Genomic DNA, 25455 nt, shown 5'->3' on the forward strand with positions numbered 1-25455 from the left:
ACGGGCTTTAAAGTCAGTATTGGCTTGTCGTATAGGCTGTTTAAACAGCTTCCTCGAACTGCTTATCGTCCTCTTCTTCAATTTGCTGAATATGGCGGTTCGCTTGTTGAAGTTGGTACATTTGCGCGTAACGACCATTTTGCTTCAATAGTGCTTTATGGGTTCCGCTTTCTACCAAATCACCATGGTGTAAGACGATGATCTTATCTGCATCCAAAATGGTCGATAAACGGTGGGCAATCACCACAAGTGTCATGTCTTGGCGAAGTACTTCTAGACTCTTCTGAATCAACGCTTCGGTCCCCGAGTCGATGTTCGCAGTCGCTTCATCCAAAATAAGAATCTTTGGCTTCGCTACTAATACGCGCGCGAGTGCAAGCAATTGTTTTTGGCCTGCCGAAAGATTGGTTTCACCTTGGCCAAGTTGCGTATCCAAGGCATTAGGATAACGACGAATCTGTTCAGCTAATCCGACTTTCTCAAGAGCATCCCAAATCTGAGCGTCTTCCATTGGTCTACCCAGAGATATATTTTCTCGCACACTTGCTGGGAGAATGTGCGGATCTTGTTGAACCATGGCCACATCTTTACGAAGGACATCTTTACCTAACGACTTTAATGGACGCCCATCAATGAGCAGTTCACCGATCTCTGCTGGGTAGAAACCCATTAGCAGGGACGCTAGGGTACTTTTGCCGCTTCCGGTATGACCAACAAGCGCAATAAAGTCTTGGTGGTTGGCCGTTAAAGAAATGTCCTTCAATACGTCTTGTTTTCCGTCGTAACTGAAAGTCAGGTGGTTAAGCTCAATTGATCCAGTTCTTAATGGCTGATGATCATCACCGTAAGTTTGCTCTTTCGCATCGATCAATTCGAACACACGTTCACTTGATACGAGCGCTTGCTGAAGCAGTGCCAATTGTTGAGTCATCTCAATTAAAGGTTCGGTAACGCGAGCAAGATAACTGATGAACGCATAAAGCACACCCACACCAATCAGTTCGATACCGTTGAAACCAAAGATAGCCACCAAAGAGAGTAGGGCGAGGCCCGCTAACAAGTCCATTAACGGGCGCAATAAGTAGCCATTCAAACGAATCACCTTTTTAGAAGCAACCAAGTGCTGCTCGGTTAGGTCATTAAACTGTTTGTTAAAACGCACTTCTTGTTGCATGAGCTGAACAACACTCATCCCTTGGATTGATTCGCTTAAATTCGCATTGATATCGGTGAGCAAATCGCGCATGTTGCGGTAGTTCTCGGTACTCAGCTGTTTGAATAGGTACATAAAGCCAACGACAATAGGCAGTAGTACCAACACAACCAGTGTTAACTTCCAACTCATGTAAGTCATTACGCCAAGCATGACTAAGATCATGACAACATTTTTCACCACCGTCGCGATAAGCAGTTCATAAAACTGCTGAAGCGATTCCGTATCGTTAGTGATGCGAGAAACCAGCTTCCCTGCAGGTGTGTAATCGAATGCCGATAGCGGTTGTTTGATGACACCAGAGAAAACTTGTTTACGAATGGTTTTTATCGTATCGGTTGCAACAATACTGAATTGTAGCGACTGAAAGTATTGGAAGGTCGCGGAGATGATTTGCAAAGCGATGTAACCAGCCGCGAGCGAAATCAAAATATCGCGCGAGTAGTCGCCTTTGGCAATATGTTCATCGATAAAGTATTGGATCAACCAAGGCCCACCGGCACTGGCTAACGCCGCAATAAACAGTAGAGAAAGCCCTTTAATCATTGGCTTTGGCTGAGACAATGGGTAAGACATTAACCGCTTAAATGTTGTTGATTGCTTCATGATTAGTCCTCCATTGCCTGTTCAAGTTTTTGGTACTGATACATTTCAGCGTACCAGCCTTGACGTTCAAGCAACGCTTTGTGCTGTCCGCGCTCTCCAATGTGACCGTGGTTTAGTACGATGATTTCTTCAGCCGCCTCTAGAGCCGTTAGGCGGTGGGCAATGACAATCAGCGATTGGTCACGATAATAAGTTTCTAAGTTCTTAAGTATTTGATGTTCTGTCCGGCCATCTACGGCAGACAGTGCGTCATCCAACACGAGAACCTGAGCATTTAATAACATCGCACGAGCGATCGCGATACGTTGCTTTTGACCGCCAGAAAGGGTAATACCTTTTTCGCCCACTTCGGTTTGGTAACCTTCGGGAAACTTTTCGATATCGTCATGGATGCACGCCAATTTTGCCGCGCGGTAGACTTCGTCTTTCGACGCATCTGGATTACCCAAAGCGATGTTGTCGAAGATCGATTTAGAGAATAGGAAAGGACTTTGGTTAACGACGGCAAAACGATTTCGCCACTCAGGTAATACGGCATCTTTAATGTTGATGTCACCGAACTGAATCGTGCCATTATCCATATCATGTTGACGGAGCAAGAGAGTCAGCAGCGTTGATTTGCCACTACCAACCGGTCCCGCAATACCCAACATCTTTCCAGGTTCTAATGTGACGTATAAATCGGTTAGTGCGGCGGGTAAATTCTTAGACCAATAGAATTCATCAATTTTGATGTTCAATGGTAATGGCTGTTTACCTAACGATTTCTCACCACTGATGATTTCAGGTTGTTCATCGAAGATTTCTTGTAGGCGATTCCAAGCGGCAGAGCCACGCTCAAGAATATTAAACAAAAATGCAAAGGCCAGCATTGGCCAAATCATTAAGCCGAGATACATGGTAAATGCGGTTAAGTCCCCCAAAGTGATGTCGCCTTTATCTACCAAGTAAGCGCCAGAAGCCACACTTAGGAAGAATGACATACCAATGGTAATCTGGATGGCAGGATCAAAACGAGCATCCACTCTTGCAACTGCAATGTTCTTTGCGCCTGTATCATCAACGACGTCTTCGAAGCGTTGTTGCTCTTGGGTTTCTAATCCAAAAGCACGCAACATGCGAACGCCATTGAGAGATTCTTGCGTCATATCTGACATTGAAGAGAAGGCTTCTTGAGCAATTTTAAAGCGTTTATGAAGAATACGAACAATGAAGAAGATAATTACCGCCAAGAATGGCATTGGTAACAACGCCATGACAGTGAGCTTCCAACTGACTTGAGTGACCATCACAATCAGTACTGCAATGCCAGTAATCAGTGAGTCAGCTGCCGTTAGTACACCTTCTCCAGCGGTCATCACGATATTACGCACGTCATTAGTGCCTCGGGCCATGAGGTCACCAGTTTTAAAACGCTCAAAGAAACGAGGAGGTTGAGTCGACAAGTGACGATACAGGCGATTACGCAAAATGGTCCCTAATTCCCAACTCGCGCCAAATAGCCATATACGCCAGAGTATTCGACAGGCATATATCGCAAAAAACAACACGATAAGGCCCAATAACCACATGACTAAGGTACGGGTTTCTAGCGTGTTATCGACGACACCGTCAACGATAATACCAACCGCTTTGGGAGGAATTAATTGCAGGGCGGAAATGACAGCAAATAATAGGATTGAACCTACATAATGTTTCCACTTTTGTCGAAAATACCAACGCAATTGCCAGAATATTCGCATTTCGCCTCCTGCTTAAATGATTGAATTTATTATGGAACCATTATTGAGCGAAATGATGAGTTTACAAGCATAATTTTTGAGCGAAATAAAAAACAATACAATGTGTCGATTTTGTCATGGTGCATTGATTTAGAGCTTTATCTATCTCTGTAAGGACCGGATGTAACAAAATATTGTGAAATTTATGTTAATGCTTGGTTTTGCGGGTTTCTGTCGTGTAAAAGAGGGAAGGCTTCAAAAGTAAGTCTCTTGAAGCCCATTTTAAGGCGTTTTAGCAGTCGTCAGTTTTAATTTCGTACTTTATTTGACCACCGGCTGTATGTGGGTAGTATACCTCAACATAGCAAAGGTGAAAGATGTCTACAGGCTTGTTAGCAAAACCGATGAGGAAATAGGGTTCATTTTCGTCTTCAACCCCATACCATCGATTGATCGTTAATTGCGGATCAAATCCTGCTAAATCATGAGCGGGAATCACATTCTTAATATAACCGTAATAACCAATCAAATCGTTCACACCATCATTGTCCAAGTCGATGTTTTTAAGATCACCTGAATCGACTTGCTCTTGAGATTGAATAACGGCTTTAGCGTACACCTGATTATTTGCTGTCATTAAAGCTTCACGTGCCCCAAAAAGCACGGCGACTCTCGCATCCTTTTGAATGTCCAGAAACTTGGGAAATGCGACGACACTCAATACGCCAAGAATGACGATGCAAATCACTAATTCTATCAGTGTAAAACCTTTTGTATTACGCACAGCCAACCTCCAAATTTGCATTTTTATCGTCTGCTATTCTGGAGCAAAATTATGGCTGGGAGAGGATTGAAAAAGAATGAAGTTTTTGGATGAATAACATGGTTCTTGTTTATTAAACAAGTTGCTTAAAATTACAGAAGAAATTCATTCATTCTCACACAAAAAGTAAGTCTTCTCTCAACAAGAAGAGGTGAAACACACGTTGGAATAAGGTGTTGAAGATGATGTCCTCAATCGTGCACACCCTCTGATGAATTTGACATTTTTATCACTGATGTACCAGCGAAGTTTGTCATGGTAAATGAAATCGGCTTTTGGCGACGAGAGGTGGATTAGTTAGTGTCAGAAAGAACAAAATCGACAAACGTGCGATTTTTAAGGGAAAGCTGTTTTGAACGGTAAAGCAGGTGGATCGGTTTTGGCTTGGGAGCATGTTGATGGAGAATTTCTACCAAGGCACCAGATTGGATTTCCTGTTCAACTAAGATCTTTGGTTGCAGAAGAACACCAGAGCCTTTTAACGCGGCAAACTTAAGCACATCGCCATTATTAGACGTTAATCGGGTGTTGCTGTTTCCAAAGGTATTAGATGGCATGTTCACCACTTGTTGGCTTTCTCCTTGGTGATACTGAAACCCCAAACAATGATGGTGTTCAAGGTCATCAAGCGATTGGATAGGGGCATGTTGCTCAAGGTAAGAGGGTGAGGCGCAATAAGTCATGTGGTATTCACCCAATTTTCTCGCGACTAACGACGAATCGACCAATTCACCGATTCGAATAATCACGTCAGCTTCGCTTCGATATGGGTCAATCAAGTTGTTATCCAACATCAGCTCAATGTTCAAATCGGGAAATTCAGCTAAGAAGTCAGCCACGATGGGGGCGATGACCTTTTTACCATAAGTGACAGGGCAGTTAACTTTTACTGTTCCGGTTGGACGGTTAATCAGCGTCTGGATTAGGTTCTCTGCGTTGGTGATGTCTTCAATAATGCGGTGGCACTCTTGATAGTAGAGTCTACCAGCTTCGGTTAGGGACTGTTTGCGCGTGGTGCGATGAATTAGCTGTGTACCTAAGCTTTGCTCAAGAAAGCCCACGTGCTTGCCAACCATGGTCGGTGAAATATCAAAGTGGTGTGCAGCATTACGAAAGCTGCCATGTTCGACCACGTAAGCGAAAACTTTCATGCTTGTTAATTTATCCATTGCACACTCAGAGTTGATAAAGAAATAACTAAAGCAGAGTTTATCAATCAAATGAGGTTAATTACAGTGGACGTATGATTAAGAATGGAGAAAGAGAGCCATCATGAGCGAGACGATTTTTGTTACCGCCGAGCTGAAAATGAATGTCGATAAGCCAAGACAACAAGTGGTTGAAGCCATCGAACAATTTTGCCTTGATATGCAAAGCGAAGCGGGATGCTTGCAAGCGAATGCGACCTACGATTCGAAAGAACCACAACGTGTGATTCTTTGGGAGCGATATGAAAACCGTGCCGCGATTGAAGCGCATTTTGCTATGCCGCATACACAAGCGTTTATTGCGGCTGAAATGGCGGAGTTAGTCCAAGCATTCGAAACCCAAGCTCAATAGGAGACGTGAACATGAAATGGGGTATTTTAGGCACAAGCTTTATCTCTGGTGTTATGGCTGAAGCAATCCAAGGCGATGACAAGAGTGAACTGTACGCGGTTGCTGGGCGTTCGGAGCAGAACTTAAAGACATTCGCTGAGCAATATGGCATCGAGAATACGTTCAACGATTACGATGCGTTGATTGCCGATGAGCAAGTCGACATTATTTACATCGCATTGCCAAATCACCTTCATCATGACTTTATCGTTAAAGCGGCAGAGCAGGGGAAAGCGATCCTGTGTGAAAAGTCACTGTCGGTAGATATGGAAAAAACCGAGTTGGCACTAAAAGCAGTCGAAACGCACAAGGTATTCTTTGCTGAAGGCTTAATGTACTTGCATCACCCGTTGAGCAGCGAGTTGGTTTCGGTGCTTAAATCGGGAGAGATTGGTGAACTTCGCTCGATTCATACTTCTTATATTGCGTCGATTGCACAGTTTGTGAATCCAGACAGTAAAGGTGCTTTGTATAACTTAGGTTGTTACCCAATGTCATTGGTGCATTTGGTGGTGAAAACCATGTTGGGTGAACAAACCTTTGAGAGCCGTTCAATGACGGCGATTGGCCGACGAGGTAACGATGGGAACATCTGCGAGTCGAACTTGATGATGCAATTCGGTGAGCAACAAACGGCGAGCGTACACACTGCCGAAGATCACGGATTGAAACACCAATTCACCATTCTGGGTAGCAAAGGTTGTATTACGTTAGATTCAAACCCATGGCTACCAACGCAAGAAAACCAGTTTAGTGTGGAAATTTACGAGACGTCGAAGCGTGAAGTGTCTGTACCGGCAGCTGGGGATGCTTTCTTCTATCAAGTGCGCAATATTCGCCAAGCGGTTGAAGAGGGGCGTACCTCGTTAGAAAACCCTTGTGCAACATGGGAAGATTCTCACCGAATCATGCAGCTACTGACGGAGTGGGAGTCACTGGCTTCAAAGTAAGTGTGTATTTGAACCAATGAACATAAAAACGGCGCACTAAATACAATATTTAGTGCGCCGTTTCTATTTTGTGTTCAGTCTGGATTAAATGCGATTATCGCCGGTGCTAAACGCAATGATTTGGCTGATCTCAGACAGGCTTCTACCACTTTCTTGTTGCCATTGAACAAACGCTTTGTTGGTGGCATCGAGCGATTTCTTCGTATCTTTGCCACCTTCAATGATCTTGCAATTACGCAGGTAAGCTTCAACGTCGCTAGACAAGATGAAGGTATCAACGCCCATTTGACGAAGTGTGTAAGGGCCGGTATTTCCACCTAGGCGATTACCGCGTTTCTTCAAATATGCCCATAGGTCGGTGATTTTCTCTTGTGGCCAATCGGCAACCATTTTGCCAAACGAGCCGTATTCGATTTTTGCTTCGTGGATCATACGAGCATTAGCAGGAATCGACATGACTTTAGTGAGGTGGCGAATAATGCGTTTATCTGTTGCTTTGGTTTCCCATTGCTCATCCGACAGCATCAATAGCGGCTCAATCTTAAACCCAAAGAACACTTCTTCGAAGTTCGGCCACTTGTTGCGAACCACGCTCCACGAAATCCCACTTTGGAATACTTTCATCGAAAAAGCGGCCAGCCAACGGTCGTCGGGAATCGCTGCCAATTCTTCTTTGCTTAGTGGATGAGACAAAAGCGCTTCAAGTTGATCTTCACCACCTTTACGCTCAGCAGCGCGCTGATAAATCGCGTCAAATTTTTCGATACTCATAAAAGAAGTTAGTCCTAGTTTATGTCGATATTTGCGAAACATACTACGCTTAAGTGGCTGAATCGTAAATTGATGGAGTGTCACAAATGAAGAAGGTCACATTAACGTTTGTCGGAGAAGGTTCGGATCGTATTGCAGAAAAATTCTATGCGTGGATGACGGACGGTGGGTTGGAAGACAGCATGATTGAGAATTTATCTGACCGTGAAATCTCAGTTGTCGGCATCAGTGATATGGATAATGAAACGCGTGATGTGGTAATCAATACGGAAATGAATTAGGGTCTGTTGACCTTTTGAGCTGATTTTTGCAGCAGTTTGTGGGTTCTTTATACAAGGCAGAGGCTTTGAAATGTAGTTGCCCTACCTGATAAGCCGATAACGCAGTAGAAAGGAGCCACAAACGCTGCCCGACGGGTTCGGCTAAAAGCGTTTTACTCTTTGTTGAGAGGATTTTGCTTAGAATAACTAGGCTACAAACCTCTCGCCGCGATTAAAACGCTTTTATCTCGAACAAAATTTAACCGCAAAAGATCAACAGACCCTTATGAGTCGACTTTCGTCAGCAAGTAGAATCAGATAAAACAAAGCCCTTCACTCGAAGGGCTTTGTTGCGTTTATAAGCATGGGAGCTTAGTTATTTACCAGCGTCAGACCGCTTGGGAGTGCATCACCGAAGATACGCTTCGATTCGCTCTCAGATAGCTCTTTGACTTCTTCAACCAATGATACCCAAGATTCAGGTACCTTGCTTTGCTTCAACTTAGCCAGTACCTGTTCACGGTAGTCGTCTGAGATATCGAATAGGCGGTCGCCCGTCTTACGACAAATCATTACGGCTGCGAAAGCGATCATTGGCTCTTTCTGCCAGTTCTGCTCTAACAGCTTAGGCAACCACTGTTCCGCTTGTTCACGAGGAACGACGTTATGCTGACTGCCATACAAAGGCGTACGCGATGCCAAGCGACCCATTGCCCACCAGTGTGCTTGTTCGAACTGGTTATGGTTGATGGCTTTGCTCAAGAACCACGTAGCCAATAGAACTTTGTCTTCGACTTCTAGATGCTCTAGAGAGGCAGACAAACGAACCATCGACTCGTAACCCATGTCTTGCGCTGCTTTGGCGGATTGTGGGTTTTTCATCGCACCAGGATGTAGGTATTTCGCGATGTCCGCCAAGATGGTCTCTTGCTGCTCTTGGCTCAAGCCACCTGCAATACGACGCCAGAATACCCACCAGTCAGTCCAACCTTGATGGTTCTTAAACTGAATGTTTTGCTGGTAGAGACCCCAAACTTGCTCAATGCGCCATGAGTCGGTTGGATCGCCAAAGCCCGGACGCAGTGCAAAACCTGCCAAACGAAGCCAGTTTTTCTCGTGTTGTTCAGAACGACGGCGACGCTTACGACCTTGTGCAAAGGTATCGAACAGTTGACGTAGGGTAGTGAAATCCCATTCATCACGCTTGCCAAGTTTCTTCTCAAGATCTTTGGCTAAGGTTTTGATCTCTTTGCTTTCCGCGCTTTTCTTATTACCGCTGTAAAGGCGAGCGATCAGCTCCTTACATTCGTTCAGTTTAGGATGAAGCTTAACTTGTTCGCTGTCGTCGGCTTGTTTGTTGCGAACTTCGAATTCCAGCTCCCAGCGTTTGCTGTCGTCTTCTGCGCTGACACATTCCATCTTAAGTGTGCCGACTTCAGTCAACTGACACGCCAGTTGTACTTCTACGCGCTCTTTCTGGTTGGTTTGCAGTTCGGCGCCTTCACCCTCGAGAGTGGTGATATAAGGTGGCAGAGGAGCAAATAAGTCGGGGTCAACATCAACCATCACACCGTTTTGAATAGCGGTGTTATTGGTTAAGGTGTCGTGGGTAGAAGTTAGCAGGTTAAAGCGAACAGGTTCACCTAGGGTAAGCGAGAAGCGACGACCACTTAAGCGTATCTCGTGTCCTTCTTCTGTACCTTTTGCAAGCAAACAGAGCGCTTTGCCCATCTTGTTCTTCTCTTGAAGATGCAAGAAATAAGAACGCGCTGCGCCACCACCAATTTTAAGTTGTGCGCCACGACGTGCTTTACCAAATGCAACGGCACCCAGCGCAACAGACCAATCTGGATGTGGGTTGTCTAGTACCGTAACCGGAGCGCCGCGCCAATCGGACAGTAGGGTAGTGACACGCTCAGTCACAAGTTCACTGTTGAACACGCCACCGTTGAGTAGCAAACCGACTGGAATGGCATTTTGTTTGTCGTCTTCAATGCCAAGAGCGGCACGAGACACTTGCTGATGCGTGGTTAAGAACTCGGCAACGTGTTTGCTCACTGCTGGGTCAGCGACGTATGGAAGACCAAACTCAACAACGGCGCTGCGGCGTTTGTCTGGCACTTCACTGAAATCAGAAAGTGGGAAGAAGCCATCCAAAGCGATTTGGTGCACTTCTTGTTTGCTCAACCCAATACTCTTTGTTCCGCCAAGAAGTTTTGAGCCGCTGCCTAGCATGGTGATTTTTACTTCTTCAGGTGCACTCGCTGAAAGTAGGTTTTCTTTCGCCTTGCGAGTTTGCTGAATCAGCTTAGTCAGGCTTGCTGCAGTGAGCTTCTTACTTTGTTCCCCTTTATTTTGAGAAAGGCGGCTTTCCGCAAGGTGCGCTAATGCTAAGTCGAGGTTATCACCACCAAGCATCAAGTGTTCGCCAACACCAATACGGTCAAGGGCTAGCTCATCTTGAGAAGAGAAACTTGCTTCAATCAAGCTTAAGTCGGTGGTCCCTCCGCCCACATCGCACACTAGGATAAGTGGCAACTCTTTGAGCTCATCAGCTGCGGTTTGCTGGTGGCGTGCGTACCAGTCGTAACATACGGCTTGTGGTTCTTCGAGCAGGACGATTTTTTTCAAACCTGCCAGTTGTGCAGCTTCAAGCGTGAGCTTACGAGCGGTTTCATCGAACGACGCTGGAACGGTCACAACCACATCTTGGTCTTCTAGCTTGTTGCTAGGGTGACGGTAGTTCCATGCTTGACGAATGTGGTTGAGGTAGCTTGCGCTGGCAATGACGGGAGAGACTTTATCTACGTCTTGCGCGCCAGCCCAAGGAAGAATGTCTGAGCTACGATCCACTGCTTGGTGCGATAGCCAGCTTTTAGCACTGGATACCTGACGCCCTTCCACCTTAGCGCCTAATTCACGAGCCCATTCACCCACGATCACATTACTAATGTCGCCAGATACAGGTTCGCTTTCCCAAGGGAGTGTTAGGTCAGAAGGGGAGATTTGACCAACCGCAGGGTGATAGCGGAAAGAGGGCAGCAATGGTTTACGAACCACTTCACCCGGGCCAATCAATTGGTCGATGTCGAATAGGGATACTTCGGATTGTTCAAGGTTGTCGGTGATTTCACAATACGCCACCACAGTGTTTGTGGTGCCAAGGTCAATACCAACAAGAAAACGAGGAGATGCCATACAAACCTTCGTGTATTTAAAAACGGCACCCGATTGGATGCCGTTTGATTTCTATTTATTCTTCTTCGTTTGAGTTGCTTTTCGCGTCTTCGCGCACATCGAACTCAACATGCCATTTTTGACCGTTATCAGCGGCAATGGCTTCTAAGTAAAGCGTACCAAGCTCTGTGACGCGAGAGGCTAGGGTTACCGGAACCACTTCACCTTCACGACGACCTTCAGATACCGGCAGCGTTACTTGAATTTCTGGAAGCTCTTCAAGCTCTTCTGGTGCCCAGTAGTCTAGGTGAGTACCTGCTAGGTCATCACGACGAACGGTTGAGCCAAAGAACTGGAAGTTAACTGGCTGACCGATGATCAAACCAAACTCTTGGCTTGGTACGTCAACGCTTGAACCTTCTTCCATACCAAATGGTGCTACACACAGTGCTTCCATTGGAGGCGCCATGCCAGGAATCGCAGGCATTGCACTTTCGATACCCACGTAGTAAGCCGAAGCAATACCACCACGAATACGAACGCCTTGTCCACGACGCACAGAGCCGTAGTAAGCCGCACCGCTAGCAACTGCAAGGTCTAGATCCACACCTGTTAGGCGTTTTGCCATTTCAGTATCTGCTTCAATTAGCCATTCGTTGATCGTATCTTCTAGACGAGTTGCTAGAAGTTTCGATTTCAGAACACCACCGTTGAATAGGATTGCTGTTGGCTTGATGAAGTCAGCTGACTGCGCTGCATCCGCACCCGGCATACCAGGCATGTTAGCGAATGGGTTGAAATCTTGAGCTGCTGCTTCTGTGCCATTTCCTGAAGCCGAAAGGGCATTGGCTTGCTTAGACAAGAACGCTGCAATGTGACGAGTAATGCCTGCATCTTGTGCGTAAGGCAGACCCATTTGCGTTAGTGCACCACGGTTACGTTGAACAGGGTGATCAGTAATCGCAACTTGAGGGAAGAAGCCGTCAACCAGTGTCTGTTGTACTTCTTCTTGAGTCAGTTCTGTTTTTAGCGTTGCGCCAAGCAGTTTAGAACCACGGCTTGGTACTACGATTGGCACTGATTGAAGCTCGCTGTCGTTCAGTAGCGCTTCTTTCGCGTCACGACATGCGTGCATCATCGCCTGAACTTGCCATGGCTGTAGCTCTTTGCCTTCTTGCGCTAGCTTCATCTTCAAGCGGTACGCAAGTGCAAGGTCCATGTTGTCACCGCCAAGTAGGATGTGTTCACCTACCGCGATGCGGTTCAGAGTTAGGTTGCCGTCGTCTTCAGTTACTTCAACCAAAGAAAGGTCGGTTGTACCACCACCGATATCGACTACAAGCACGATGTCGCCAACTTCAACTTCGTCGCGCCATTTGTCGTTGCTGTTATCGATCCAGTTGTAAAGCGCAGCTTGTGGCTCTTCTAGAAGCGTTAGGTGCACAAAACCAACGTTGCGTGCTGCTTCTGCAGTTAGATCGCGAGCAGCAGGATCAAAAGAAGCAGGAACTGTAATAGTCACGTCTTGATCGGCAAGGTTGTGATTTGGATTCGTGTGATTCCAAGCATCTTTTAGGTGCTCTAGGTAAAGCTCTGTCGCGCGAAGAGGGGATACTTTTTCCACTTCTTCTGGGCTACCTGCTGGCAGGAAAGCATCACGACGGTTCACACCTGCGTGGCAAAGCCAAGATTTCGCACTTGCAACTAGACGAATTGGCGTTTTCGAACCTAGGTTACGTGCAATTGCACCAACAAGAGCTTTTGGCTCGCTCGACCACGGAAGAACGCGTGATTGCGGGTTCATTTCGTGCTCGTGTGGTTGGTATAGGAAAGAGCCTAATTGGCTACGAGTTTCTACCGTGCCCGGTGCAGTAAGCTGCTGGATAGGCATCACTTCAACGCGAGCGTCTTCGTTGTGTGTATCAACAAAAGACATGACACAGTGTGTTGTACCTAAGTCGATACCAACACTGAATTTAGGCGTCTGTTGAGTTTCAACAGACGCTTCTTGAGAATGGTTTTTTTGGTTCATGTGTTCCATTACAGCTCAACCTCAGCTGGAGCGATCACAGATGCATCGTAGTTCTCAGCCAGTTTAGGCAACGTCATTGATGTTGCTTTCCAACCTTTGTGAACTAGCGTGCCGTTGAATGGCGCGCTGCCTGTTACGTTGCCGGTTAGGCGGATTTCTTGTGGGTTGAAGCCTTCTTCAACCGCAATGCGAGTTTCTTCGTCTTCGTTACGAACGTGCGCTAGCGTCACGTAGTCGCTTAATACTTTTTGACCACCAGTGTGGATTACGCGAGCGGCTGCGCCAACTTCCTCATCAGAGAATGACGTTAGGTCTTCTTTTAGGAAGTCAATTAAACGAGCTTCTTGCTGCATGATAGAAAGCAGCTGCATTGCAGAGTCTGTAGATGCAGTAGCAAGCTTAGATTCAACTTCTACAACACGCTCGACGACTTTCTCTACTTCCACGACTTTTTCTACTTCTACGATCTTCTCGACTGGCTTCTCAACCTCGACGATTTTCTCGACTGGTTTTTCTACCACTTTCTCGATCACTTTAGATTTGCGAGATACCGCGATTAGAAGAAGTAAAACACTCGAAGCCGCAAGGCCTGCGTGCAACATATCGAACGTTTGAGGAATTAGGTTCAAATCAATGTTCATGACATTTTTCTCTTTCTATTGATTTACTGGTGCTCAGTATTGGCTCATGTGTGTTTACTAAAAGGATCGGCTTTGCGACCTGCACCAAGTTTAGACATTAAAATGATGGTGGATGGTAGCATATTCAAGGCTTAAGACTGTAATAATTCGTGAATATACCGCATGATTAGCATGAAAAATCAACGATTAGATAGGGATGCAAACGTTGTTGCTTGATGTTTATCCACATGTGGCGCAGTATTTCCATCATTATCGAAGCTTTGCACGTAATTAACGTGGAACACTAAATGACATACAGCACGGCTCAACAGAGCATTCTCAAACGGTATTCTGCTTCTATTGTCGCTTTCATTGCGGTGCTTATCGTGACAGCGGCTATGGTTGGTGTTGCTTATAAAATCCAGCAGCGCTATACGATGACTATCTTCGATACCTTGGCGGATCGCCAAGCTGAATCTTTAAAATCTGCAGTAGAAAATGACCTTGAGTTTATCGGGGCAGGAGCGAATTTTTTTCACTCTGTCGATGACTCATACTGGTCACAATTTCCCTTGTATGCCAAACAAGTCGTTAATGGTTCCAAAAGCCTAGTTGGCCTGCAATGGATGGAGCGTGTTGACCCACAAGATCTCGATCGCTTCTTGGAAAAAACGCGTAAAACGTTCCCTGATTTTCATATCTTTACCGTGCCAAAAGATGGGCCTAAAACCAATGGCTACATCTTAAAGGATGGCGCTCCGGCGTTTATTGCAACCGACATTTACCCAAGAACGCCGCAGAACCTTTCTCTGCTTGGCTTCTATTCTTCGCGTTTGCGTTTTGAACTGATTCTAGATGACATTCTTACTCAGGGTAGAGCCAACATTTCCGATAAAGTGCGCTTGCTTCAAGATGGATACGATCAATCCCTCGATAAAACTGGATTGTTGGTCTATCACCCAGTGTTTAGCTACGACAACCACGAGCTTCTGGGCGTTGTCGTCGGTGTTGTTCGCAGCACTGTCTACTTCGACGAGTTGATCACCAAGACAGCGACAGAGCTCGATATGTCGATTAAGGTGGAAGACTTAGGCTTTGATGCATACGACGATCCATTACTGTTTCAGAGCGATAATTGGAGTGATCTGAAAGGGAAAACTATTAGCCGCAAGATTCAACTACCCAATAGAGAGTGGAAGGTAGAATTCAAGCTAACGGAATCCGTTTCTGCTTGGGAGCGCTCCGTACTTTACGGGACGGGGATTGCGGGCTTGGTTATTGCACTTTTGATCAGTTATATAGTGAATCTACAGTCACGGGAAAAAGAGCGTTTAGCGGTCATGCTGGATAATAAAACGGTAGAACTAAAACGCATGGCAGAGTTAGACCCGTTGACTCAGTTACTCAATCGCCGCGTATTTAACGACAACTTACTGCATTATATTAATACTGGCGTTGCCTTTAGTTTGGTTGGCTTTGATATCGACCACTTTAAACGCATCAATGATAAGCACGGTCACTTAGCTGGTGATGAAGCTTTGCTCCATGTTACTCGATTGGTCAATGCGAATTTGCTTGAAGGCGATCGCTTCTACCGAGCTGGCGGTGATGAATTCTGCATACTCTCTCGTTTAACCAATAAAGAAGAGTTGGTTGCTTATTTAGAGAAACTGCGTGGTATTGTCGCCAGCTCTCCTTTTGAATACGGGGCAACTCCTATTATCTGTTCTTTGAGCATCGGTGCTGCGGTACACAAAGATGAAGATCCTGAGAGTTTATTCCACAAAATGGACGTGCAGCTCTACCAAAGTAAGGAAAATGGTCGAAACTCTGTATCGATCGGCGATTAATTCAGCGAGCAAATTCGAGTTTTGAGATTGGTTACGGTAGAATCTCTACGCTTTCAAGTTTACGTTAGGAATCAAGACAAACTATGAACCATAACCGTATCGTCTGCTTCGATTTAGAAATGTGCTGCTGGAGTGAAAACGGCGTAGGTCGCACGGGTGAAATCATTGAAGTTGGTTTGGCTGAAATAGATTTGTCGAAAGGTGAAATCGTTAAGCGCGCGCAATACTACGTAAAGCCTGAACATGATGAAGTCTCATTGTTTTGCGCAGAATTAACTGGTATCACACCACGTAAAATTGAAAAACAGGGCAGACCATTAGAGGAAGTGCTGAAGTCGATGCTAAAGAACTTTGGCGGTCGTAATAAGATCTATGCCTCTTGGGGACGTGATGACCTCATCTTGCTTGAAGAGTGCCAACAAAAAGGCATTGATGCCCCGTTTAGTGAGTTCATTAATCTAGCGACCTTGTATCGCATACAAAACCGCTTGAAAGAAAAACGCATTGGTCATAAAGCCGCACAAGAGGCCAAAGGCATCGAATGGGAAGGTCGCCAGCATTCCGGTTATGTGGATGCATACAACTTGGCGAAACTTGCACTGGCCATGCTATAAGCTTCTGTTTTCATAAATCTTTCATCGGATTTCAGTCTTCTCGTCATAAGCCGGCTTTACTTTGGTTGTTAGTAAATAACAACAATGTTGGCTAGCCTCTTGCGGAGATGACGATGTTTGATTCGGCTTAATCCAGACTAGAGACACAAAAAACGCGCTCATGTAGCGCGTTTTTTATTGGTTCTTACTGTTTATGGAGACTGTGCTTCACTGAGACTGCAATTTCGCTCGAATAAAATCGCTGTGGTCTACATAGAGCAGCTCCGCTGTTTTGCGAATTACGGCATCTTCCAATGGGTCAATTTCACCGTCAGCATACGCCACTTCCCACATACTCTTAATCAGTTCGTAGCGGGTTTCTTGTGAAAGCTCACGCAGTTGAGACGTAAAGTCATAAAGGGAAGTCGACTCACTCGATCGGTTCTGAGCCTGATTCAGTAGGGTGTCGGTCTCTTCTTCTGTTAGGGAAAGCAATTTCATGATCAAAGAGCGTTTGGTCGCTTGCTCCCTTTCATCGATTTGATGGTCCGCACCAGCTACTTCACAAAGCAAACATGCTATCGCCATATTGGGTGACAGTGTGTTGGATTGGCTAAGGTCCGAGCCTTCTATAAGTTGTTTAAATAATGAAGTAAGCGAATTAAACATGTTGAGCACCAAGCTGTTATCTATTTATTTAAGATGGTAATGGTTTGAGCAAATCTCAAGGTCTTGATTGAATTTGATCAAGATCTCATACGATTGAGATGACATTTTTGCTCAATACAGTATTTGACCGCCAAAAAGCAGATTTATTCCTCAACCTTTGTCGGCGGGAAATCGATTGAATCGCCTTCACTCGTTAAGATGCTGATATTATTTGGCTTTCCGTCTTCATCCAACCTCAGCTCGCCAATTGCACTTTGGTTCACGAGTCGATAGAAATTGTGATTGCTTGGGGCGCGTTTAAAAATCTTCAAACGCTTACGTTTGGTAAACAAGTTCAATGGCGAGCGAGGACTATAAAGCAGGCGATCCATTGCATCACATGCGCTCAGTAGTTGCGCAGGAAATTGGTTCTTAATCCCACTACAAGTGATCTGATAGATGTTTGGACTATTACGGCGAAAACGCAACTTGATGTCATAGGCGAAAGAGTAGTGTACATCGCCAGAGAGAATCACGAAGTTAGTTGGCGTTTTGGTGTGGGTGAAAATACTGATCAAAGTATTCGCACTGCCCGGATGCGCCATCCAGTTTTCTGCGTCAATCAGTAATGGCTGACCCAAGCCCGTCATGATGCGTTGCAGCGTTTCAATAAACTTCACACCAAACATGGGCGCGGCAGAGACAATGATCACTTTGTCTTGGTGCATCAACTCTTGGTGGAATTCAATCAAGGCTTCCCAATCCATCAAGCCTGATGGTTTGTTCATACGAGACTCTGAACGCCAACGACGAGTACGTGTATCCAGTACCACCACTTTTGGTGAGGTGTGAATCGTGTAGTGCCAATCTTCAAAACGATAGAGGTACTTTATGAACTCGTCTTGAGATTCTGAAGTCAGCTCTTCAAAGTAACGGCGCGCATGCTCCACAAACGAGGCGTTGAATTTTTCTGGCGCGTTTCCCCAACCTTGGCATAACCAGTAAGCAATCAGGCTGTTACCGATGATGCGATGTGAGAAGAGGTTCTCATTGGCTGCTTTTTCCCATCCAACCGTTAGGTTCCAATCGTCGGTCACGTCATGGTCATCAAAGATCATGTAAGTAGGAACGTGAGCGAGCAAACGCTGGACTTTATCCAAGCCTTCGACAAACGCATCGATGTGGACTTTCTCATCACGCCAATGCTGCTGCCATTTCGGCTCTAACGCTTTTCCGCCCGTCGTAAATTCTCTTTCCAATAAACGTTCACGATTGACTAGCGTCCATGGTACTGGAGACCAAACGAGCAGGTACATCGCAAACAGTTCGGCAAAACTGATGAGATGATTTTCACATTCACGTGAACTGAAAATAGGGGTGCCACGATGGGGGAAGAACTTGCTCAGTAAGCTTCCGTCGTCCACGTAGTGGGGCAGAATGTTATCTCGGCCATAAAAGCAATCTGGGCTTTGATACAGTTCTTGCGTGTTTCTTATTGGTGCTTGAGCGAACTCTTCATCAGGTAAGCCCAATAACTCGACCAACTGTTCGATGGCGTCCAGCATTGGCCCCGCCACATGATCGGCATAGATTTGATCGCCGCTCATGATCAGCATATCTGGGCGGTCTTCTATCTGCTGGCTAGCAACTTTAGCGTCTGCTTGGACGAGTGTGTCCTTACTAAAATGATGTGGGTTACGACAAGAACCGTGCAATACATAATCAGCTTTCTCGCTGATCAAGAATTCTACACCTTGCTCTGTTTGCTTATCTTCGCCATAGATAAGATGGGGCATCAACTCGGTTAACAAACCGGATTGAGTATGGAGCTGATAACGCAGTGTACGGTGGGTAGGAAATTCGCCTTGCAGCGTCAGCATGCAAACCCAAGCACGTTTACCGACTTGTAATAGATGCTCTTTTGAAACAGGCTGAGAATAGTATTGTTCACCCGTGCCAGCATCGCTGATTTCAACCAAGCCTTCGAGAGGTTGCGTGGTCACCAACCAAATATTCACTTCCTTCGCGGTGACCTTTCTTAAAATCGGGCCGGCAACAATCAGGGGAAGAGAGGAAAGTTCATTGGTGTTGAGCGATGTTGGCAAAGTGGTTCCTTAGTATTTTGAATCAGTGTTCTGAATCTTCTTCGAGTATTTCGATAACTTGTGAGCTGCTAAGTTCATGTCCCATCAGAAACAAACCTAACATGGCGTCGGCTTTTGACGCACTGTCGCTATCTTCATCAAGGATTTGTTGTAGGCGAGTACGAATCAAGTCAATTTCATGCTCAACAAAACCACGGCCTTCTTCTTCGCCTTGGCCATCTTCTGGTGCATTATCGAAATGCATAAACAGCATATCACCATCAAGCGTGGTGCTCTCTAAACGCTCTGGTAGCCATTCTTCACCCATTACGATATCGGGATCGCTACCATCAGGCAAATTGTTGATAAGGGAGATGAGTTCAGATGCTTTCACGATAAACTGCGGATTTGGTCATTGGTTTTCTATTGTATCGACCAAACCGGAAAAAACTAAGCCCTTTCATCATCGAAACGTTTTAATTGCTTGCATTGTCATCATTTTGTTGTTGTGAGTAGACCGCCAAATATCGATAACTTTCACTTTAAATAAATTAGGAGATATAACTAATCAATCTTCAAAGGTGAAATCACGAATTCAATTATTGGTCCGATGAGTCGATTGATTTCATCAACAAATCTCAGCACTCTACGTCACCAATCGATAATGAGAATAATTATCGACAATTAATTTAACTGACGTATAAATAGAGTTCTGAAATGAAACGAATAATGACCTTACTTTGCTTAGCGCCTGTATTTGGTGTGAGTGCTGCTGATAACAAGATTGAATCTTTCATGAATGCTTTTCATGAGAATCCTTCAAAAGTAATGAACGAGTTACCTCAGAAAGTAGGCGACACGTCTCCCATCATTGTTGAAGAATCGGAATCCATTCGAGCATCCGTGCGTGATATCATTATGGAGAGAGCGACATCAGAATCTCATCACTCATTTTCTGCAAATCTTAATAATGACAACCCGGCGCGTTTGGTGGATGTGGGTACTGGCTTGATTCGCAATCTCGATGAGCTTCACCGTCAAATACCGAATTCAAAGCGACTTGAAGTACAACCTTGGTCCGACACCTACTGGCCTCTGTATTCTGGTGCTGCTGCTTGGCGTTATGGCGACAGGGAACTCAGTGCGAGCAATTGGCAAGAGTATTTTGACTTTTCGCACATTCAAAAACCGGTAGTCTCGGTTCAAGGACAGGATCGAGAGGATTTATCTCCGGCAGAAAAATACGATTTGCTGGTGGGGGATACTCAATTTACGCTATCAAAACGTTCGTGGGACTCTGGCAAAGGGTACTACGAATCGAATGGCAGTGTAGAACGCTGGATGGGACTGTGCCATGGATGGGCTGCTGCGGCTTATATGCTTCCTCGACCAACGCAATCCGTCACTGTGCCAGATGCCAATGGGGAGCCTTTAAAGTTTTACCCTTCTGATATCAAAGCACTTGGAACTTTATTGTGGGCAGAAGCGCCGTTTGAAACTCGTTTTATTGGTGGGCGATGTAACATAAAGAACCCAGCAAAAGATGAAAATGGGCGAGTGATTGAACCGGATTGTAATGACACCAACCCAGCCAGTTGGCACTTAGCGGTGCTAAACCAGTTGGGGTTATCTGGCCGTAGCTTGATCATGGATGCTACTTACGATTATCAAGTTTGGAACCAGCCTGTTTTAGGCTACAACTTGCAATATTTTAATCCACAAACGTACCGCTCGGCCTCCGACCCTGCAGATGTCATGATCAGCTTGGAATCTTACGACAAAGATCGTTTCTCTGCATATCGTTCACGTCGCGCAGCTTCCATTGTTGGTGTTCAAATGCAAGTCGAATACATGGTTGAAACGAATCCTACGCATCGCTCGACTGACATGCCCCGTTATGATGGCGTATCACGAGTGACGTATTACTACGACCTTGAAATCGATGCAAATGGACAAGTAATTGGAGGGGAGTGGTATCAAAATCGTCACCCAGATTTTCTTTGGACGCCAACACCTGCAGCGATGGCGAAATCCTATTATGACGGAAATGGCGAATGGGATATGTCTTTACCGATTCCGCAGAGTTGGCAGTACCAAGCACCACGTGCTTCTCGCTACACACAACCAATGACGGCAGTCGTCGAAGCTCTGTTTACCGCTTCGTCAGGTAAGCAGGATGACCAAGATGGATGGAAAAAAATAAAAACCAACACGGAGAGTGGCTCGCAGTGTCTTGATGTGGAGTACCGCGCATCAGGTGAGGGCTCAAGAGTATTTGGTTGGCGTTGTCATAATGGGGATAACCAAGAGTGGAAGTTAACTTCTGCAGGGAAGCTCATGAGTCGAAGCAACTCAGAATTGTGCCTCGATCAGCAAGGTATCGAGATTACTCTTGAGGAGTGTGGGGATGTTCCTACCCAACAATGGCGATGGGAAAATGGGCAGATAAAGAACCGCCTTGATAATTCGTTGAAGTGGAATGACCGCACTTGGCTAGTTGAAGCCGATGTACAAGGCAGTGAGTGGTACTTGGAATAGTTGAGATAAATACAGAGCCCGCTATCGTAGCAGGCTCTCTTTATCATTGCTTAATAGTCGTTACAGCTGCCTTCAAATGTCCAGAACCAGTAGTTCTGATAAGGGTCTGCTCCCCAGTTATCTTGTGTCGCAACAAAGCGGTTGCCCCAATACTTCACTGAAGAACCGGCAGGGTAGTAATTGTAAGGTGACCACTCTTGCAGAGATGCGCACTGGTCTTGTGGTTCTGGGTTTGGCTGTGGCGTTCCGTATGCCTCACTGACGGCAAGGTAGGCGTCAGAAGCGCTCTGCGTATTTGTTACAGTGACATAAATGTCTGAACCTTGAATACCACCAAAACCACACGCTTCTTCATTACCCATATTGGTCGATGAGCAGTCGTAATCTGAAGGTGTTGCTGGGCGATCAATCGCTACATAAAGTTCCACATTACCAAAGCCATTGTAAGTTTGTACCCAAACATCATCGCTAGAGGTTCGACGCAGAACGAACTGTTGCTCGTGTGCCGTGTTTCTTTGGATCGCGACAGGCATGTTGAGCGAAAGCTCGGTCATGCCAGTATCCGGTCTAGGGTTTGGATTAGGTTGACCGCTTTCACAGTTCATCACCTGAACACCCACTTGAGAGAACGCAGACGTGACAGCGGAGCTTTCATATCCCAGCTTTTGCGCTGCCTTACATACGCCTTCTGCACCTTGCTGGAAGGTTGAGTTTGGCGTCCAGTACAACTGGTTCGCCGTTGCGTAAGCCATGAATGCTTTTTTGATGCTCCAGCCTGAGCTTGTCGCTAGGTGGTAAAAGGCTTTGTTGAAAATGCCTGAGCTGTGGTGCACATCGATGCCATTGTAGTATTGGTTTATATGGTCGATCGAGGAACCGTCATGGCTTGGGTTGATGAAGTAACGCATAGCGGGCGAGTACTTCATCACGTGTTCGCCCATCTTCCAGTTGAAGCTACCATGCACGTATTGGCTAAGTGCAGCAGCAGCGACGTCAGAAAATGATTCGTTCATTCCGCCAGACATGCCGCGATATTCCAACCCTGAGTTTTGCTCGGTGAAACCGTGGCTGACTTCATGTGCGATAACATCCCAAGTCGCAAGAGGGTACATAGAGCTGTTGCCATCACCAAAGGTCATCTGACGGCCATCCCAAAACGCGTTGCCATAGTTTGAGCCGTAGTGAACGCGCATGGTGAGTTTTTGTTGAATAGGACGTGCGCCAAGCCACTCACGGTACATGTCAAATACACGTTGGCCGAAGTAGTGTGCGTCGTTCATTGGCGCGTACGCTCCATTGATTTCTCGGTAGTTATTCACGTTGCAGTTGAAGCGATGAACTTGACCACCCCATTGTTGGTTGTTCATGTTGATCGTTTCGACATTATCACTGTTCATCTGACAGTATTGGTCAACTTGGAATCCACCAAACTTTGTATTTGGACCAAAGTAATAACGGCCACTTTTTTGGTTGCCGCCTGGGCCTTCTGCTTCAAGAAATGCAAGACCTTCCCATTGGTCCATGATCTCTCCTGATTTTGCATCGACCAGCGTGATAGGACGAGAGGGACGTAGATTGACAATTTTCACCGCATCGACTTTGTAGATAAGGTGCGCGGTATTTTGTTCGTCTAGCCAAACCATTAGTTCCGCACGAGCATCATTCTCTGTCGACTCGTTAGATGCAAAACCTTGCTGAGTGCCCATTGCGATTTCAATCGCTTGGTTTGCGCTGATCATTGGCAGCGTCGAGTCTAAGTCGTTGTCGATTCCAACCACCACATTACCGTCAATCGATTGAGCAAAGCCTTTTGCGGAAAGATCTGTGACGACAGAGTGACCATATACAGGTACGCCGTAATGCAATTGTTGCTTACGAACTAACGTTTGTTGACCTATTTCTACTCGGTTGATGTTCTGATAACTCAGTTCGGTACTTGCTGGCATATAGGATGATTCACCAGCAATATTGAGTGCTTCAGAGAGGTCAGTTTGAGAGTGTTCCACAATTTGTGCTGCCTGCGAGGCGAACGCGAAAGGGACAAGCGATAATAAAGTGACGTTTCGCATAATTAACCTTTGATTATGATTGTGTATTTTCTTATGTGTATGTATTCATAGCAAAAATGCGATTGCAGATTAAAGATAAAATCCAGAAATGCGTAAGTGCAATTGGTTGAATATTTGAGGTTAATTCAAAACAAATTTATAAATCGCCTAAAATATGGGCGGTTATAACGAGGTTAAGTAGTCCTGTAGGAATTTTTAACCGATAGACGAATAAAGTCAGATATACTCTTTGTGATTGAATACTGTCTCTAATTACAGCGACATAGGAGAGTTATGAAACACCTACTAGGAACATCGCTAGCCTGCTCAGGCTTATTGCTAAACGGAGCCGCATTTGCTGAGTCGAAGCATGCTGAACAAGAGTGGGGCATTGCTGCGATGTACCGGACTGCTGCGATTCCTTTTTATACTGCTGACGATGACTCGACGGTAAGCACGTTTGTGCCAATGATGTTCTTTGAGAATGAGCACCTTTACATTGATGGCCTTGAAGGTGGTGTGTTCTTATATGATGAGGACGACTCAGATTGGCGTGCAAGTGCGATCATGCGCTTGCGCTTTGTTGACATACCTAAATCGGTTCAAAACGCTTTTGAGGGCGATCGTGTCGACTTCGGTGGCCAAATTCGTTACAACTTTGACGAGAACTGGCGCGCCGAATTCGAAGTGATGACGGATGACGAATTCCAATTTCATTCCAACTACCGTATCGCGGCTAACTATGAGTTAGGCGACTGGGAGTTGGAACCTTCTTTTACCATTCGTTATAAAGATGCCGATTTCAACAGTACTTATTACTCGTTTGATGAAGTAACGGGCGAGAAAATTGGTGCAGGTATTGATGCGAACTTAGGCATTAAAGCCCGATACCACGTCATTTCTAATTTGTACCTACTCGGCGAAACGAGCATTACTCGTCTAGACAGCGAAGCGTACAACAGCCAAATTGTTGAAGACCGCTATCAGGGTGAAGTATTCGTTGGCTTTGGTTTTTTCAATGACAAAGGGAAGGCTCGTAAATCAGAGTTGAGCAACCGTCCGTATCTGCGTGTTGCACACGGCTGGGCAACGCCTTCCAATATTGGCGATATTTTCAAATTTAATGCCGAGAAGGACGAGTATAACAACCAGCTCACCTCATTATTCTACGGACACCCATTGACGGATGAAATCTTCGGTTTCCCAATTGATATCTATCTAACACCAGGTTTGGTTCATCATTGGTCATCTGAAGTTCAATCGTCCAGTACTGAGTATGTAATGGCGATTAAGGCTTACTACACCTTTGATTGGCCGACCAAATGGCGTTTCGGTGTCGCAGAGGGTATGTCTTACATCGATAACATCACTTACATCGAAGGTACTGAGATGGAAGAGAAAGGTTACACCGCAAGTAATTTGCTGAACTATCTAGACTTCTCATTTGATGTAAATGTAGGTGATCTGTTTAACCAGAAAGATTGGGAAAACATGTGGGTTGGTTATTCGTTGCATCACCGTAGTGCTATCTTCGAGAGTGCTTCTCAGTTTGGTCGCATCAAAGGCGGCAGTAACTACAATGCCATCTACCTCCAGTATGATTTTTAAGCTTAGCTAAAAACAAATACGAATAAGCCTCATCTTGACATGAGGCTTATTTATTTCCTGTCAATTGGTAATTATTCTTATTTCCATTCTTCTGTATTCGTATTTATTATCCATTCAATTTAAAAACCATTCTAATATTTAATTGAATTGACACCTCTCTGACCTATTAATATTTCATTCATATAAAACGTTGAAATGAAATATAAGATTGCATTGAGTATTTTTTAATAATTGACTGTGGTCAAGATTATCACCCCTTAAATCTACAAGGATATTAATAGTGGCGGGTGGCCATGCCTTAGTTGCTCAAGGCT

19 protein-coding genes are annotated in these 25455 nt (G+C 45.4%); 7 read left to right on the top strand and 12 right to left on the bottom strand.

Annotated features, from left to right (window positions below):
- Nucleotides 1–40: 40 nt before the first annotated feature.
- From BCT11_RS07065 to BCT11_RS07080, 4 genes are all read right to left on the bottom strand, one after another.
- Nucleotides 41–1819, bottom strand: coding sequence for an ABC transporter transmembrane domain-containing protein (locus BCT11_RS07065; RefSeq protein WP_102387746.1), 1779 nt, complete (start codon nt 1817–1819; stop codon nt 41–43).
- Between the two features lie 2 nt (nt 1820–1821).
- Nucleotides 1822–3561 (bottom strand): ABC transporter transmembrane domain-containing protein, encoded by a 1740-nt coding sequence (locus BCT11_RS07070; RefSeq protein WP_102387747.1) that lies wholly within the window; start codon nt 3559–3561, stop codon nt 1822–1824.
- A 271-nt stretch (nt 3562–3832) separates the two neighbouring features.
- Nucleotides 3833–4324 (bottom strand): type II secretion system protein, encoded by a 492-nt coding sequence (locus tag BCT11_RS07075; RefSeq protein ID WP_045421390.1) that lies wholly within the window; start codon nt 4322–4324, stop codon nt 3833–3835.
- Nucleotides 4325–4656: 332 nt separating this feature from the next.
- A complete protein-coding gene (locus BCT11_RS07080; protein WP_038878725.1) occupies nt 4657–5532 on the bottom strand; it encodes a LysR family transcriptional regulator in 876 nt (291 codons plus the stop codon).
- Nucleotides 5533–5635: 103 nt separating this feature from the next.
- On the opposite strand from BCT11_RS07080, the gene BCT11_RS07085 reads away from it, so the two are divergent.
- Nucleotides 5636–5923, top strand: a complete 288-nt coding sequence (locus tag BCT11_RS07085; protein ID WP_042601318.1) for an antibiotic biosynthesis monooxygenase — start codon at nt 5636–5638, stop codon at nt 5921–5923.
- An 11-nt stretch (nt 5924–5934) separates the two neighbouring features.
- On the top strand, nt 5935–6912 hold the full coding sequence (locus BCT11_RS07090; protein WP_102387748.1) for a Gfo/Idh/MocA family oxidoreductase: 978 nt from the start codon (nt 5935–5937) through the stop codon (nt 6910–6912).
- Between the two features lie 84 nt (nt 6913–6996).
- Here the strand turns inward: BCT11_RS07090 and BCT11_RS07095 are convergent, their stop codons facing one another.
- Entirely contained in the window at nt 6997–7683 is a 687-nt protein-coding gene (locus BCT11_RS07095) for a DNA-3-methyladenine glycosylase I (protein WP_005377694.1), read from the bottom strand.
- Nucleotides 7684–7769: 86 nt separating this feature from the next.
- Between BCT11_RS07095 and BCT11_RS07100 the strand changes: the two genes are divergently transcribed.
- A complete protein-coding gene (locus BCT11_RS07100; protein ID WP_005377692.1) occupies nt 7770–7964 on the top strand; it encodes a hypothetical protein in 195 nt (64 codons plus the stop codon).
- Nucleotides 7965–8315: 351 nt separating this feature from the next.
- Here the strand turns inward: BCT11_RS07100 and BCT11_RS07110 are convergent, their stop codons facing one another.
- From BCT11_RS07110 to BCT11_RS07120, 3 genes are read right to left on the bottom strand one after another with little or no spacing between them, the layout of a single operon-like run.
- On the bottom strand, nt 8316–11141 hold the full coding sequence (locus BCT11_RS07110; RefSeq protein ID WP_102387752.1) for an Hsp70 family protein: 2826 nt from the start codon (nt 11139–11141) through the stop codon (nt 8316–8318).
- Nucleotides 11142–11196: 55 nt separating this feature from the next.
- Nucleotides 11197–13161, bottom strand: a complete 1965-nt coding sequence (locus BCT11_RS07115; protein ID WP_102387753.1) for an Hsp70 family protein — start codon at nt 13159–13161, stop codon at nt 11197–11199.
- Complete coding sequence (locus BCT11_RS07120) at nt 13161–13793, bottom strand: DUF2760 domain-containing protein (protein ID WP_102387754.1); 633 nt, start codon at nt 13791–13793, stop codon at nt 13161–13163. The genes BCT11_RS07115 and BCT11_RS07120 overlap by 1 nt, the downstream gene beginning before the upstream one ends.
- A 287-nt stretch (nt 13794–14080) precedes the next feature.
- On the opposite strand from BCT11_RS07120, the gene BCT11_RS07125 reads away from it, so the two are divergent.
- Both BCT11_RS07125 and BCT11_RS07130 read left to right on the top strand, forming a co-directional pair.
- Entirely contained in the window at nt 14081–15622 is a 1542-nt protein-coding gene (locus BCT11_RS07125) for a sensor domain-containing diguanylate cyclase (RefSeq protein WP_102387755.1), read from the top strand.
- 83 nt (nt 15623–15705) lie between these two features.
- Entirely contained in the window at nt 15706–16236 is a 531-nt protein-coding gene (locus tag BCT11_RS07130) for a 3'-5' exonuclease (RefSeq protein ID WP_102387756.1), read from the top strand.
- 207 nt (nt 16237–16443) lie between these two features.
- Here the strand turns inward: BCT11_RS07130 and BCT11_RS07135 are convergent, their stop codons facing one another.
- The 3 genes from BCT11_RS07135 to BCT11_RS07145 form a co-directional block, all read right to left on the bottom strand.
- Complete coding sequence (locus BCT11_RS07135) at nt 16444–16884, bottom strand: TerB family tellurite resistance protein (protein ID WP_005451837.1); 441 nt, start codon at nt 16882–16884, stop codon at nt 16444–16446.
- 143 nt (nt 16885–17027) lie between these two features.
- Entirely contained in the window at nt 17028–18968 is a 1941-nt protein-coding gene (locus BCT11_RS07140; protein WP_102387757.1) for an alkaline phosphatase D family protein, read from the bottom strand.
- Nucleotides 18969–18990: 22 nt separating this feature from the next.
- The gene (locus tag BCT11_RS07145) at nt 18991–19341 is read right to left on the bottom strand and encodes a hypothetical protein (protein WP_038872292.1); all 351 of its coding nucleotides are present in this window, start codon (nt 19339–19341) and stop codon (nt 18991–18993) included.
- Nucleotides 19342–19664: 323 nt separating this feature from the next.
- On the opposite strand from BCT11_RS07145, the gene BCT11_RS07150 reads away from it, so the two are divergent.
- Nucleotides 19665–21485: a ricin-type beta-trefoil lectin domain protein gene (locus tag BCT11_RS07150; RefSeq protein WP_241908998.1), complete on the top strand. Its 1821-nt coding sequence runs from the start codon at nt 19665–19667 to the stop codon at nt 21483–21485.
- A 50-nt stretch (nt 21486–21535) separates the two neighbouring features.
- Here BCT11_RS07150 and BCT11_RS07155 read toward each other — a convergent pair whose 3' ends face one another.
- Complete coding sequence (locus BCT11_RS07155) at nt 21536–23554, bottom strand: M4 family metallopeptidase (protein ID WP_102387759.1); 2019 nt, start codon at nt 23552–23554, stop codon at nt 21536–21538.
- A gap of 273 nt (nt 23555–23827) precedes the next feature.
- On the opposite strand from BCT11_RS07155, the gene BCT11_RS07160 reads away from it, so the two are divergent.
- Nucleotides 23828–25141, top strand: coding sequence for a MipA/OmpV family protein (locus tag BCT11_RS07160; RefSeq protein ID WP_198593925.1), 1314 nt, complete (start codon nt 23828–23830; stop codon nt 25139–25141).
- The last annotated feature ends 314 nt before the right edge of the window (nt 25142–25455 follow it).

The sequence above is a fragment of the Vibrio sp. 10N.222.52.B12 genome, assembly GCF_002875385.1.
GTDB classification, from domain to species: Bacteria; Pseudomonadota; Gammaproteobacteria; order Enterobacterales; family Vibrionaceae; genus Vibrio; species Vibrio jasicida.